The 13,362-nt window shown below is 72.1% G+C and carries 14 protein-coding genes; 4 read left to right on the top strand and 10 right to left on the bottom strand.

All coding sequences use genetic code 11. The annotated features are described in order from the left end of the window. The first annotated feature begins 22 nt into the window (after positions 1–22). The gene (locus tag DDP54_RS07255) at positions 23–1,036 is read left to right on the top strand and encodes an aldo/keto reductase (protein WP_109131177.1); all 1,014 of its coding nucleotides are present in this window, start codon (positions 23–25) and stop codon (positions 1,034–1,036) included. Positions 1,037–1,139: 103 nt separating this feature from the next. On the opposite strand, the gene DDP54_RS07250 is transcribed toward DDP54_RS07255, so the two are convergent. The 6 genes from DDP54_RS07250 to DDP54_RS07225 all read right to left on the bottom strand — a co-directional run bounded on the left by DDP54_RS07250 (position 1,140) and on the right by DDP54_RS07225 (position 7,110). Beyond that, a complete protein-coding gene (locus DDP54_RS07250) occupies positions 1,140–3,452 on the bottom strand; it encodes a PKD domain-containing protein (RefSeq protein ID WP_197711331.1) in 2,313 nt (770 codons plus the stop codon). Positions 3,453–3,590: 138 nt separating this feature from the next. Continuing rightward, positions 3,591–3,944, bottom strand: a complete 354-nt coding sequence (locus tag DDP54_RS07245) for a nucleotide pyrophosphohydrolase (RefSeq protein ID WP_197711330.1) — start codon at positions 3,942–3,944, stop codon at positions 3,591–3,593. Positions 3,945–4,107: 163 nt separating this feature from the next. Beyond that, a complete protein-coding gene (locus tag DDP54_RS07240) occupies positions 4,108–4,587 on the bottom strand; it encodes a hypothetical protein (RefSeq protein ID WP_109131175.1) in 480 nt (159 codons plus the stop codon). A 116-nt stretch (positions 4,588–4,703) separates the two neighbouring features. Continuing rightward, positions 4,704–5,534, bottom strand: a complete 831-nt coding sequence (locus DDP54_RS07235) for a hypothetical protein (protein ID WP_109131174.1) — start codon at positions 5,532–5,534, stop codon at positions 4,704–4,706. Then, positions 5,531–6,079: an RNA polymerase sigma factor gene (locus DDP54_RS07230; RefSeq protein ID WP_158274474.1), complete on the bottom strand. Its 549-nt coding sequence runs from the start codon at positions 6,077–6,079 to the stop codon at positions 5,531–5,533. The genes DDP54_RS07235 and DDP54_RS07230 overlap by 4 nt, the downstream gene beginning before the upstream one ends. 101 nt (positions 6,080–6,180) lie before the next feature. Next, positions 6,181–7,110, bottom strand: coding sequence for an FKBP-type peptidyl-prolyl cis-trans isomerase (locus tag DDP54_RS07225; protein ID WP_242448276.1), 930 nt, complete (start codon positions 7,108–7,110; stop codon positions 6,181–6,183). 168 nt (positions 7,111–7,278) lie between these two features. On the opposite strand from DDP54_RS07225, the gene DDP54_RS07220 reads away from it, so the two are divergent. Beyond that, positions 7,279–8,682, top strand: coding sequence for an amino acid permease (locus tag DDP54_RS07220; protein ID WP_277949585.1), 1,404 nt, complete (start codon positions 7,279–7,281; stop codon positions 8,680–8,682). A 15-nt stretch (positions 8,683–8,697) separates the two neighbouring features. On the opposite strand, the gene DDP54_RS07215 is transcribed toward DDP54_RS07220, so the two are convergent. Next, positions 8,698–9,237 (bottom strand): hypothetical protein, encoded by a 540-nt coding sequence (locus DDP54_RS07215; protein ID WP_109131171.1) that lies wholly within the window; start codon positions 9,235–9,237, stop codon positions 8,698–8,700. A 169-nt stretch (positions 9,238–9,406) separates the two neighbouring features. Between DDP54_RS07215 and deoD the strand changes: the two genes are divergently transcribed. Next, complete coding sequence (gene deoD, locus DDP54_RS07210) at positions 9,407–10,129, top strand: purine-nucleoside phosphorylase (RefSeq protein WP_109131170.1); 723 nt, start codon at positions 9,407–9,409, stop codon at positions 10,127–10,129. A 24-nt stretch (positions 10,130–10,153) separates the two neighbouring features. On the opposite strand, the gene DDP54_RS07205 is transcribed toward deoD, so the two are convergent. The 3 genes from DDP54_RS07205 to DDP54_RS07195 are packed head-to-tail and all read right to left on the bottom strand — an operon-like array spanning position 10,154 to position 11,974. Then, on the bottom strand, positions 10,154–10,909 hold the full coding sequence (locus DDP54_RS07205; protein ID WP_109131169.1) for a uracil-DNA glycosylase: 756 nt from the start codon (positions 10,907–10,909) through the stop codon (positions 10,154–10,156). Then, positions 10,906–11,526: an L-threonylcarbamoyladenylate synthase gene (locus tag DDP54_RS07200; protein ID WP_109131168.1), complete on the bottom strand. Its 621-nt coding sequence runs from the start codon at positions 11,524–11,526 to the stop codon at positions 10,906–10,908. The genes DDP54_RS07205 and DDP54_RS07200 overlap by 4 nt, the downstream gene beginning before the upstream one ends. Before the next feature lie 37 nt (positions 11,527–11,563). Further along, on the bottom strand, positions 11,564–11,974 hold the full coding sequence (locus tag DDP54_RS07195; RefSeq protein WP_109131167.1) for an ATP-binding protein: 411 nt from the start codon (positions 11,972–11,974) through the stop codon (positions 11,564–11,566). Between the two features lie 216 nt (positions 11,975–12,190). Here DDP54_RS07195 and DDP54_RS07190 point away from each other — a divergent pair, with 216 nt between their 5' ends. Then, positions 12,191–13,351, top strand: coding sequence for a VIT1/CCC1 transporter family protein (locus DDP54_RS07190; protein ID WP_242448441.1), 1,161 nt, complete (start codon positions 12,191–12,193; stop codon positions 13,349–13,351). Positions 13,352–13,362 lie beyond the last annotated feature (11 nt).

Genomic DNA, 13,362 nt, shown 5'->3' with positions numbered 1-13,362 from the left:
CTCTAAGGAGCACGCTCGAGACATGACCACACCACGCACCCTCTCCACCCGCACGCTCGGCAGCGCTGAGAACGGGACGGCCCTCGCCGTCTCCGCCCTGGGCCTCGGCTGCATGGGCATGTCGGCCTTCTACACGACCGACACCGCCTCCGAGACGGACTCCATCGCGACGATCCACCGCGCGCTCGACCTCGGCGTGACGCTGCTCGACACCGCCGACATGTACGGGCCGTTCACCAACGAGCGCCTCGTCGGGCGTGCGATCGCCGACCGCCGCGACGAGGTCGTGCTCGCGACGAAGTTCGCCAACGTGATCGACCCCGACGGCACCCGCCGCATCGACGGCAGCCCCGAGTACGTGCGCCGCGCGGCCGACGCGAGCCTCCAGCGGCTCGGCGTCGACCACATCGACCTCTACTACCAGCACCGCGTCGACAAGACCGTCCCGATCGAGGAGACGGTCGGCGCCATGGCCGAGCTCGTCACGGCCGGCAAGGTCCGCCACCTCGGACTGTCCGAGGCGTCGCCCGAGACCATCCGCCGCGCCCACGCGGTCCACCCGATCACTGCCCTCCAGACCGAGTACTCGCTCTGGACGCGCGACGTCGAGGCGGAGATCCTCCCGCTGCTGCGGACGCTCGGCATCGGGCTCGTGCCGTACTCGCCGCTCGGTCGAGGGTTCCTCACCGGCACGATCGCGTCACCCGACGCGCTCGCCCCCGACGACTTCCGCCGCAGCAACCCGCGGTTCACGGGTCATGCGCTGGACGTCAACCTGGCGCTCGTCGACACCGTCCGCGTCCTCGCGGGCCGCAAGGGCGTCACACCCGGGCAGCTCGCGCTCGCCTGGGTGCTCGCGCAGGGGCCCGACGTCGTCCCCATCCCGGGCACGAAGCGGATCGCGTACCTCGAGGAGAACGTCCTGGCTGACGCGGTCGAGCTGACCGCCGAGGACCTAGCCGCCCTCGACGCAGCCCTGCCGGTCGGCGCTGCGGCCGGTGAGCGGTACGCCGACATGGGCACGATCGACCGCTGACGACAGCGACCGTGCGCGGGGTCGCACCCCACGGGACGCAGCCCGACGGGCGTGACCCCGCGCATGCCCGGCCTAGGACCGGGACGGCCGGCACGCCGGAGCGTCACGCACGGGGTCGCAGGGCGATCACCCAGGCGGCCGCGGTACCGGCGCTGCTGAACGTGAAGGTGGTGGTGCCGCTGCTGCCGACGGTGGGATCAGGCGTCGAGGACAATGAGGTGTCCTGGCCGCCGACGCTCTCCCATGCCTGGCTCCAGCCCGTGGGCGGGGAGCTGGTGATGCTGATCGAGTTGAGGCCGACTCCGCCGATGAGCAGCGCGTCCGGAGTCACCGTGGTCACGCTGGGCACGACGATCGAGCTCGCGCTGCTCGTGATCACCTTGGTCGAGGCAGCGGTGTCGAACGGGGTGGTGGTGTCGACCCCGTGGAAGTCGCTGATCCCGCCGCCCCACTTCTGCGCGGCCGACAGGGTCCACGTCACGCTCGTGGGCTCCGCCGTCGGGTCGGCGACGACGTGGTAGTACACGAAGGTCGTGGCGAGCCCTCCGGGTGACAGCTTCGTGGTGAACGCCGGGCTCCACCCGTTGGGCGCCGCGGCGATGGTCGGAGCCTGGTCGGCGTTGATCTCGGCGACCACGACGTCACCGGCGACCAGTCCGGTGGGCATCGCGAGGGCCACGGAGCTGACCGCGGTCGTCGCCTGGGTCGACGTCGACGCGCCGACCGTGATGCCGCTGCTGGCGGGTGGTGCCGCCGAGACCACGACGGCACCGGTCTGGGTGACCGTCCCGGAGCCTGACGCGTTGGAGGCGGTCAGCGTGACGGTGTAGCTGCCCTCAGCGACGTAGGTGTGGCTCGGGTTCTGGCTGGTGCCCAGCGCGCTGCCGTCGCCGAAGTCCCACGACCACGAGGTCGGGCTTCCGGTGGACGTGTCAGTGAACGTCACGGGCAGCGGCGCAGCACCCGACGACGGTGTCACCGTGAAGCTCGCGGTCGGCGCGGGTGTGGGTGTGGGTGTGGGTGTCGGTGTGGGTGTGGGAGTAGGGGTCGGTGTGGGTGTGGGAGTAGGGGTCGGCGTGGGCGTCGGGGTCGGAGCGGAGTCGGCGAACCAGTACTGCTCGGTGGTGTCGTTCGAGGCCAGGATGACGAGCCCGGTCGTGGCGTTGACCGGCTGCTTGCTCGTCGTGACGTTGTTGACGTGCGCCGACGCTCCGTCTTCGATCACGGGGGTCCCCCGACCGTCGACGAAGACCGGGTTGTCCATCGACGCCGTCTTCTCGTAGATCGCACCGGCGAGGCCGGAGTAGGGGCAACCTGTCACCGAGGTCGACGGGCCGGTCATGAACACGTGGACCACGCTCGCGTCGCTGTCGAGCACGACCTGCGGTCGGGTCTGGCAGTCGGCGATGGTCGAGATCGGTGTGGAGTCGAACGAACCGGTACCCGGCTTGTAGGTCAGAAGCAGCAGCTGGGGCTCCGAGGTGCTCCCGCCGTTCAGGTCCAGGCTGGTCTTGACGGAGGCGAAGACCCGACCCGAGTCGTCCGACTGCAGGGTCTTGAGGTTCAGGTGGTCGTCAGCCTGGTGCGGGCCGCGGACGGCGCTGCCGACGTGCCACGACGAGGCGGCGGTCGGCGACGTGCCGTCGGTGCGCCAGGCCCACCACACGGTGCCGGTGAGCTGGTCGCTCCACATCACGCCGATCTTGTTGCGCTGGAACGCCACGACGGCGGAGATGTCATCTACCGAGGGTGTCGGGTCGCTCGCACCGGGGATCACGAAAGGTGCCGGCCAGCTGGTGCCGCCCACGGCCGAGCCGTTGACGTAGGTGGTTGCTGTGTAGCCGGCGGTCGAGCTGCCGGCGACCTGCACCCACGTCGCCCAGATGGCGCCGGTGGAGTCCTCGTCGATCGTCATCGACTCGGTCGAGTAGTTGCTGATGGTCGTCGGGAAGCCGGGGTCGAGCGTGTAGGTGCCGTCCGCATAGCTGTACCGCCTGAGTTTCGCCGGCTGGCCAGACTTCGAGACCTTGGGCGAGCTCATCGTGGACGTGGTCGCCACGTGGGAGGCGATGAAGAGGTGGCTGCCGTCCCAGAGGGTGTCCCCGAGCGTGGTGTTGCGGGAGTCGACGAGGACGCCGGTGTCCACCCAGCTGTTGGTGGCGCGGTCGAGCCGCTCGATGTGCCACCCGCTGCTGCCGGCCCACATGTACGCCCACCACGACCCGTCGTTCCACCACAGCTTGCTCTGCGGCTTGTCCGAGGTCGGAGGGTTCGTGACACCGCTGTAGCTGGGACCCGGCGTGCCATAGGTCGCTGCTGCGTCAGCAGAGGCCGGTGCGACAAGACCGAGGGCCAGCACCAGGACGGCGCCGAGCGACAGGCGGTGCCAACGATGGATGCCCCGCGGTCTGCTCACTGTGCACCTCTGCCTCGCGGACCCTGACGATGACGATCGGCGGCGCCGCGCCCGCCAGGAGGGTCGCTGTCTCACAGCATAGTGGGGCAAAGCAGACATCAAAGGATGAAACTGTCAAGGGGCAGCCCGCCCTGTCCCTCAGCTCTTCTCGGGTGCGACCCCGCGCACGACGTCGGCAGCGAACCGGCGGTGCGACGCGGCGAGCTTCGCGCGCGCGGCCGACGACAGGTCGACGTCGAGGACGTCCGCGAGCCGCAGCAGGTAGATGAGCACGTCCGACATCTCCTCCCCCGCGCGGGTGCGGCGCGACGGCTCCGCGAACCGCTGCACGGCCCCGTCCGCGGGGACCCACTGGAACAGCTCGGCGAGCTCCCCGACCTCGCCGACGAGCGCCAGGATCAGCGACTTCGGGTCCTGGAACTGCTCCCAGTCGCGTTCGGTGCTGAACTCCCGCACCAACCGGGTCAGCTCCGCGATCTCACGTTCAGGCACGGCGTCCCTCCTCGTCCTCGGCAGCGCAAGAGTCCCACAGGCCTTGCAGCGGCCGACGGCACCGGCCAGGTCCGGGCATGACGAAGCCCCGCGGTCTGGGAAGACCACGGGGCTTCGTCGTCAGCCGGCCGGGCCGGCAGGGGGGAGCGGCCCGGCCAGACTCTCAGGGGCGACCGGTGGCGTGCTCGGCCTTGCCGTCAGCGGGAGCCGTGGGGACAGCCGTCGGGAGCGCCGTCGGCGCGGCGGTCGGGCGAGCGTCCTGACGGGCGGTGGCGCGGGCCTTGGCCTCGGCCGAGATCTCCTGGCCGTCGACGCCGCCGTCACGGGCGTCCTCGGCGACACGCTGGCCGAACGCGGACGCTGTGGGCAGGTCCGTCGGGCGCGTGGTCGGCGCGTCGGTCGAGCCCTCGGTGGGCTCGTCCGTGGCCTCGGTCGTCGGGTCGTCCGTCGGATCCGTGGTGGGCTCGGCGCTGGCCGACGACGTCGGTGCGGTGACCGAGTCGAGGGGTGCCGGGGTGGCGGCCTGGGCTGCGCCGACGGCGCCGACGGCGGCGGTCGCGACAGCAACGCCGACCACTGCCTTGCCTGCGAGGCCGAGGCTGGTCAGCTTGGTCACGACTGCTGCGAGTGCACTGGTGCTCATCGGTACTCCTTGAACTCGTGGCGGCCTGCCCGGTTGGGTGTGGCCACTCGTGGTTGGTCGTTCGGGGGGTCATCGGGTGCGGGGCGCCGGGGGATACGGGTCGGTCGGTACGAGTTTCAGCCGCGGCCCGCCGAGTGGGTCGGTTCGGGGGTCGGCGTCGGTGTGGAGGTCGTTCCGGGGTCGACCTGCCCGCTGCCGTTCGATGCGTCTGTGCCCGGCGCAGCCGCACGATCGGTGGCGTGCGCACCCTGGGCCTCGGCCGACGACGGTCCGGGCGCCGTCGTGTCGCCGGGGGCGGCCGAACCCGGGCCGTATGCGGGCACGGCGCGGTTCGACACGGCCGGCTCCGGCAGCGGCTGGCGGCCCTCGCCGCGCAGCTCGGCGCCGGTCGGGAGGTCGGTCGGTGAAGCGGTCTGCGTCGGTCGATCAGAGGCGGAGCCCGATGCACCCGGGAGGACGGCACCGCCGTTCGGCGACTGCGACGTTCCCGCCGTGGACGAGTCGTCGGAGTCGCGCTGGGATCCGGGCGCGAACACCGCGACGATGTGCCCCAGCGTCTGGGTCGCGCGCTCCTGCACGGCGTCGGGCACGGCGCCGACCGCCGCGGCGGTGCCGACCGAGGCCACCGCGACGCCGGCGGTCAGGGCGATCTTCGCAGCGAGCCCCAGGGCGGCCACGCGGCTCGTGAGCCGCCGCACGCGCACCGCGAACGGAACCGCTGTCCAGGCAGCGACCGGGATCGGTGCCGGCGCGGAGACCGCACCAGGAGCGCGGCCCGTGCGCAGCAGGGTCGCGAGGGCATCGGTCGGTCGCGGTCCCGGCACCTCGGCCGACTCACGCAGCATCGCGACGAACGCCGTCAGCGCCGGGTCGGCGTTGATCGCCCTACCCCGCAGCAGCTCTTCGTCCGAGTCCCTCACGCCCATGTCATCGTCGAAGTGGCTCATCGGGATACGCCCTCGGGCTCGACGATCTTGCGCAGCGCCGCGAGTCCCCGGTGCTGGAGCGACTTCACGGCGCCGGCCGGCTTGCCGAGCACCTCGGCGGTCTGCTCGAGCGACAGGTCGGCGACGATCCGCAGCAGCAGGACCTCCCGCTGGTCGGGCGTGAGGGTGTCGAGCAGCTCATGGACCCGGGCGGTGCCGAGCGCGTCGAGCGCGTGGTGCTCGGCCGCCGGGGTCGTGCCGCCGTCGTCGTCCAGCGTGAGCTCCACGAGCGCTGGGGCGCGGGCCTCGCGGCGCCAGTGGTCGGCGATGCGGTGGTGCGCGATCGTGAACACCCACGACCGGAACGCGGCCTGGCTGCCCGTGAAGCCGTCGAGGCCGGTGAACACCGCGAGGAACACGTCGCTCGTGACGTCCTCGATCTCGGTGACGCCCTTGTTCCGCAGGTACGCCGCGACTGGGCGGACCAGGTCGCCGTGGAGCGACTGGAACGCCTCCGGGGAGCCGCGGCGCGCCTGCGCGAGCACACGGTCGAAGTCGTCGAGCACGCGACCAGGATGCACGACGACGCTGGGAACATGTGCCGAACGGTCCCTCACGGAGCTCGGGGAGGGGCGACGACGCAGCCGGTGTCAGGAAGGTGCGTCGGTCAGGCGGACGCGTCCAGGATGTCGACCACGAAGACCAGCGTGGAGTTCGCCGGGATCGTGCCCTGCTCGGTCGCGCCGTAGGCGAGGTCCGGGGGGATGACCAGGAGGACCTGGCTGCCGACCGTCTGGCCGACGAGACCTTGGATCCAGCCGTCGATGATCGAGCCCGACGTCAGGGCCGACGTGAACTTCGACGCGCCCCACGACGAGTCGAACTTCGTGCCGTCCCACAGCCATCCGCTGTAGTTGACGGTGACGGTCTGGCCCTCGGTGACCGCGGCGCCGGCACCCTTGATGAGTGGCTGCGAGACGAGCGTCGTCGGCGCGGTACCCGTGGCGGGCGTGATCGTCGGGGTGCCGTCCTCAGCGAGCGTGACGGTCGGCAGGCCCTCGACGGGTGCGACAGCCTCGCCCTCGGCACGGTCGGGCACCGTCTTGGCGCCGACGATCTCGATGAGCATCAGCTCGGTGCTCTCGGCTCCGGGGACACCGAACAGGATCCGCGCGCCGATCTTCTGCCCGGCGAGCGCGGCGTTCATCTCGTCGCCGTTGTTCGCGTCGCCCATGGTGAGGGGGACGGTCGTGGAGCCGAAGGACGTCCCGAGGTCGGTCCCGTCCGTGCCGTTCACGGCGTAGTAGTGGACGGCGAGGATCTGGCCGTCGACCAGCTCGTCGCCGGTTCCGGGGGTGATGAGCTTCGACACGATCCCCGTGACCGCGAACGGCTGGGTGAACGTGAACACCGGCTGCGCGCCCGCGTCGCCGGCGACCGTCACGGCGTCGAGGGCGGCGACGTCAGCCGGGCTGGCGGTTGCGGCCGCTGCGGCCGGGGTCTCGGTCGGCGATGGGGAAGCATCGGACTTGCTCGTGCCTGCACAGCCGGCCAGCAGCAGCGCGAGGGCAAGGGTGGTGGCTGCCAGTCGGCGCACGTCACGGTCCTTACATGATCGGTCTCTCCACCCTCTTTCGGGCGGCGGACCCCGTGACGGTACGTGATGTACCTGGGAGCCCGCTGAGGAGTACCGCACGTTGGGGCGACAAATCATCTCGAACGGCGGTCGCTGCAGGGCTCAGGAACGGGTCGGTAGCCTCGTGCGGTGAACACCCCCGCCGCGTCCGGTCCCGCCGGTGTGCCCTCGACCGTCGCGATCGAGCCACCGAGCCCCCTCGGTCACGGCCTGCGGGTCCGCCACCTGACGATGATGGGCCTCGGCTCCGCGATCGGTGCGGGACTGTTCATCGGCACCGGCAAGGGCATCGCGATCGCCGGGCCCGCGATCCTGCTCTCCTACGTCATCGCGGGCGCCATCGTCGTCCTGGTGATGCGGATGCTCGCGGAGATGGCCGCCGCGATCCCGTCGAGCGGCTCGTTCTCGACGTACGCCGAGGCCGGCATCGGGCGCTGGGCCGGCTTCGTGATGGGCTGGATGTACTGGGTGACCCTGATCATGGTGCTCGGCGTGGAGATCACCGCCGCGGCCGGGATCATCCACGGGTGGCTGCCCGGGGTGCCGCAGTGGATCGTCGCCCTCGTCCTCATCGGCGGCTTCGCGGTCGTCAACCTCGTCGGCGTGCGGAGCTTCGGGGAGTTCGAGTTCTGGTTCGCGTCGCTCAAGGTCGCCGTCATCGTCGTGTTCCTCGTCGTCGGCACGCTGCTCGCGCTCGGCGTCCTGCCGGGCACCGACCCCGTCGGGACCGCCAACCTGCTGGGCCACGGCGGGTTCTCCCCGCACGGTCTCGCGGGCATCGCGTCGGGCCTGCTCGTCGTGGTGTTCGCGTTCGGCGGCATCGAGATCATCACCATCGCCGCCGCCGAGTCCACCGACCCCGAACGGTCCATCGCGACCGCCGCGCGCAGCATCGTCTGGCGCATCCTGCTCTTCTACGTCGGCTCCGTCGCCATCAGGGTGCTCGTCCTGCCGTGGACCTCGCCGCAGCTCATCGACGGACCGTTCGTCGCGGTCCTGGACCTGGCCGGCATCCCGTGGCTGTCGCGGCTCATGGGGCTCGTCGTCGTCATCGCGCTGCTGTCCGCGTTCAACGCCAACGTCTACGGCACGTCCCGGATGGCGTTCTCCCTGGCCGAGCGCGGTGACGGGCCGCCCGCGCTGCTGCGCGTGTCCCGGCGCGAGGTCCCCGTCGCCGCGGTCGCCGTCTCGATCGTGTGCGCGGTCCTGAGCGTCCTGCTCAACTGGCTGCTGCCCGACCGCCTGCTGGGCATCCTGCTCAACGCCGTCGGCTCGTCGCTGATCGTCCTGTGGGTGTTCATCGCCGTCTCGCAGCTGCGCCTGCGGCGACGCCTCGAGGCCGAGGGCCGCCTCGGCGTGCGCATGTGGCTGTTCCCCTACCTCAGCTGGGCCACGCTCGTGCTGCTCGGCGGCTTCGTCGCACTCATGCTGTCCGACGGCGAGGCCCGCGGGCAGCTCGCCTCGACCGCCGTGCTGTGCCTGGTCCTCGTCGCCATCTACCTGGTCCGCGAACGCGTGCGCGCCCGCCGCTGACCGTCCGACCGGACGTCAGGTCCCGCAGGAGCCCGCGACGTTGCCGCTGTTCGCCGTCGTGAAGTCCGGGTCGACCCCGGCCGCGAGCACGCGGATGAGGATGACCGTCGGCGGAGTCCCGGCAGGCTGGATGCCCTGGCTGTCGTCCTGGGTCTCGAAGACGAGCGCCCCGGCGGCGTCGGTGACCCACCAGACCTGCGACGTGGGACCCGCGGTTCCCTCGACCAGGCCGGGGTGGGCGCCACGCAGCTGCTCGAGCGTCGACCCGATGTGGATCCCTGCGGTCGTGGGGATGTCCGACCCGATGACGTCGATCCGGGAGACCCGGGTGTCGTCGGCCTCGACGGCGAACAGCGCTCGCGGCTCACCGTCCGCCCCGACGACCGGCTCGTACGTGGGGACCCACCGGCCGGGGTCGGTGCCGATCGACTCGGCCCCGATGTCCTCGCAGTACCTCGGCCTGAACTCGATCATGACTGCGCCCGGGTTGGTCGCGGGTGGCAGCCCGACGGTGAGTGGTCCGAGGCCCGACGTGCTGAGCCGGAGATCGGCCACGGCTCGGAGCCTGCGCAGGCCGCGGCCGCGCCGAGCAGGAGCCCCGCGAGGACGAGCGACCGCCCCCGACCCGACACGCGCGAGACCCCGCGGATCATGAGATCCACGCTAGTCGTCGCGCCGAATCTCGCAGGGGACGGTGTCCCGCGGTGCGGGCTAGGGTCGCTGCATGGCTACCCCCCACATCGGCGCTGAGCCGGGAGACTTCGCCCCGGATGTCCTCATGCCCGGCGACCCTCGCCGTGCCCGTCGCATCGCCGAGATGGTTCTCGACGACGCGCGGCTCGTCACCGAGGTCCGCGGCATCCTCGGGTTCACCGGCACGTTCGAGGGCCGGCCCGTCTCGGTCCTGGCGTCCGGCATGGGCATGCCGTCGATCACGATCTACGCGACCGAGCTGTTCCGCTTCTACGGCGTGCAGCGGATCATCCGCATCGGGACCGCCGGTGGCATGGCGACCCACCTCGACCTGGGCGACGTCGTCATCGCGAGCGCCGCCCACACCGACTCGGCGATGACCGCGCAGCGGATCCCGGGCATCCACTACAGCCACGCGCCGAGCTTCGCGCTGCTCTCGGCCGCCGCTGCCGCCGCCGGGTTCCGTCCCGGGGTCCGGCCCGACGGCGTCCACGTGGGCGCTGTCGTCTCGAACGACGCGTTCTACGTCGACCGGAAGACGACCAACGACCTGCTCGTCCAGTACGGGACCCTCGCGGTCGAGATGGAGGCCGCGGCGCTGTACGCGGCCGCCGACGCCGAGGGCCGCGAGGCGCTCGCCATCTGCACGATCTCCGACCTGCTGTTCCGCGACGCCGCGCTCTCCGCGGACGAGCGCGAGGAGCTGTTCGACCGCAGCGTGCGGCTCGGGCTCGCGGCCTTCGCGACCGCCTGACTGGTCGGGCCGTCGCGCCGCGGCTCAGGGTCGGTCGGCCGCCGTCGCCGCGATCTCGCGTGCCCGGAGCAGGACCGCGTCGAGCATCGGCTCGGTCAGCCGGCCCGTGAAGGTGTTCTGCTGGCTCACGTGGAAGCACCCGAGCAGGGTGAGGACGCGACCGGCCGGTCCTGCGAGCCGCACCTCGGCGCCGTGCGTGAACCGTGGCCGCGGTCGGGGGACGTCCCAGCCCTGCTCGGCGAGCGTCGTGAGCAGCGCCTGCCACCCGAACGCGCCCAGCACGACGGCGACGTCGGGCGCGACCAGCTCGAGCTCGCGGGCGAGCCACGGGCCGCAGGTGCGCCGCTCGGTCGGGGTCGGCGCGTTGTCCGGCGGGGCGCAGCGCACCGGGGCCGTGACGCGGATGCCCGTCAGGGTCAGTCCGTCGCCGGCGCTCACCGACGTCGGCCGAGACGCCAGGCCGGTGCGGTGCATGGCGGCGAACAGGAAGTCCCCGCTGCGGTCGCCGGTGAACATCCGGCCGGTGCGGTTGGCGCCGTGCGCTGCCGGGGCCAGCCCGACGACGACGATGCGCGCACCAGGGTCCCCGAACCCGGGGACGGGCCGTGCCCAGTACGTCTCGGTGCGGAAGGCCGCACGCCTGGTCTCGCCGACCTGCTCGCGCCACGCGACGAGCCGGGGGCAGGCGCGGCACTCCACGAGCAGTGCGTCGAGCTCGTCGAGATCCGCCGCGGCGCCGGCGAGTACCGGGTAGGTGGGGTCGTCGGGCGAGGGCCTCACTCGAACCGGCTGGGGTCCCCCGCGCCGACCCGCACGACCACCGGCGTGCCGTCCGAGAAGTCGACGACCGTCGTGGGCTCGGTGCCGCAGTCGCCCGCGTCGACGACCGCGTCGATGACGTGGTCGAGCTCCTCCTTGACCTGCCAGCCCTCGGTCATCGGGCTCTCGGCGCCGGGCAGCAGGAGCGTGCTCGACAGCAGCGGCTCGCCCAGTGCGCGGACGAGTGCGAGCGCGACGGGATGGTCCGGGATGCGCACGCCGACCGTCTTCTTGTTCGGGTGGGCGAGGCGCCGCGGCACCTCTTTGGTCGCGGGAAGGATGAACGTGTACGCGCCGGGCGTGCAGGCCTTGATCGCGCGGAACGCCGAGTTGTCGAGGTACACGAACTGCCCGAGCTGGGCGAAGTCCGCGCACACGAGCGTGAAGTGGTGCTTGTCGTCGAGGTGGCGGACCGTGCGGATCCGGTCGGCACCCGCATGGCTGTCCATCCGGGTGCCGAGCGCGTAGCAGGAGTCCGTCGGGTAGGCGATCAGCGCGTCGTCGCGCAGCAGGGCGACGATCTGCGCGATCGACCGCGGCTGGGGGTCGTGGGGGTGGACGTCGAAGAACTTCGCCATGCGCCGAGCGTAGGCCCGACGAGCGCAGGGACGCCCGTCAGGATGGCGGGAGCGCAGGCGTCCCGGGGTGCGCCAGCTCGAACCACACGGTCTTCGCGGGCTTGCCGGCCTCGGCGTCGTGCGCGACCGTGCCCCAGCGGGACGACAGGTGGTCGATGAACATCATGCCGCGACCCCCTTGCTGGGTCGGCACGGTCTGGCGAAGCACCGGCTCGTCGGACGTGCCGTCACGCACCTCGACCCGCGTCCGCTCCGCGTCGACATCCAGGCACAGGACGAGCGGCGGACGCGCGTGCACGACGGCGTTCGTGACGGACTCGCTGACGAGCAGCACGAGGACGTCGAGCGTGGGCTCGTCGAGACCGGCTGCCGTGAGGCGTTCACGTGCCCATCGACGCACGAGCGCGACGCGAGCGACGTCGGGCGCGATGTCGGTCTCGGCAAGCATGGCCACCTCTCCCACACAGCAGGGCTCCCGCACGACGGGGAGGCTGTCGAACCAGCGCCTTCGCTGGACCGGGTGCGACGCGTTGGACGCGTGACCAACTCTAGATCTCGCCGCGACGTTCACACGGGCCATATGTCCCTCGTCGGGTCCGTGTCGCCGACGCGCGAGGGAGCCCCCGGCGGTCAGGATGCGAGAATCACCCCCGTGCAGACCGCCATCGACCCCGCCGCCGACCCCGCACGGCGCGTCCCGAACCGTCGCGACCACCGTCGCTGGCGGCAGTACCTCGCGGACGAGCGTGCCGAGGCCGCCGTCTACCGCGACCTGGCGTCGCGGCGGACGGGCGAGGAGCGCGAGATCCTCCTGGCGCTCGCCGAGTCCGAGGGGCGGCACGAGCAGCACTGGCTCGACCTGCTCGGGGACGACGTCGGGCGACCGCTGCGCGGTGACTTCCGCACCGTCGCGCTGGCCTGGATGGCCCGCCGGTTCGGGTCCGTCTTCGTGCTCGCGCTCGCTCAGCGCGCCGAGGCGCGGTCGTCCTACGAGACCGACTCCGACGCGACCGCGACGATGGCCGCCGACGAGCGCATCCACGAGGAGGTCGTGCGGGGCCTGGCAGCGCGTGGCCGCAACCGCATGTCGGGGCAGTTCCGGGCGGCGGTGTTCGGCGCCAACGACGGTCTCGTCAGCAACCTCGCGCTCGTGCTCGGCATCGGGGCGAGCGGGGCGTCGAACAGCGTCGTCCTGCTCACCGGGGTCGCCGGCCTGCTCGCGGGCGCGCTGTCGATGGGCGCGGGCGAGTACGTCTCCGTGCGCTCGCAGCGTGAGCTGCTCGAGGCGTCGGCCCCCGGCCAGCAGACGCACGCCGCCGTCCCCCACCTGGACGTCGAGGCCAACGAGCTCGAGCTCGTCTACCGCGCCCGCGGGATGTCGGTCGAGGACGCCCGGATCCGCGCCGGGGAGCTGCTGCGCTCGTTCGGCACGATCGCGACACCGACGCTCGGCGTCCCGCGCGTCAGCCCGGAGCAGGTGACCGGCCCCGACGGTGACTCGCGCGCCGCGGGAGTCCCCGTGGCCGACCTCGTCGACGAGCACGAGGCCGTCGGGACGGCATGGGGTGCGGCCGGGGCGAGCTTCTGCTTCTTCGCGTCGGGCGCGATCATCCCGGTCCTGCCCTACCTGTTCGGGCTCGGCGGCCTGCGCGCGGTGCTGGTCGCGACGTTCCTCGTCGGCCTCGCGCTGCTCTGCACGGGGGCGGCCGTCGGCGTGCTCTCGGGCGGCCCGCCGGTCCGGCGCGCACTCCGCCAGCTCGCCATCGGGTTCGGCGCTGCGGCGACGACCTATGTGCTCGGACTGCTCTTCGGCGCGAACGTCTGACCGCGTCGCGG

It is taken from the genome of Cellulomonas sp. WB94 (assembly GCF_003115775.1).
In the GTDB taxonomy this organism is placed as follows: Bacteria; Actinomycetota; Actinomycetes; order Actinomycetales; family Cellulomonadaceae; genus Cellulomonas_A.
This window is presented reverse-complemented; position numbering and strand designations above follow the sequence as displayed.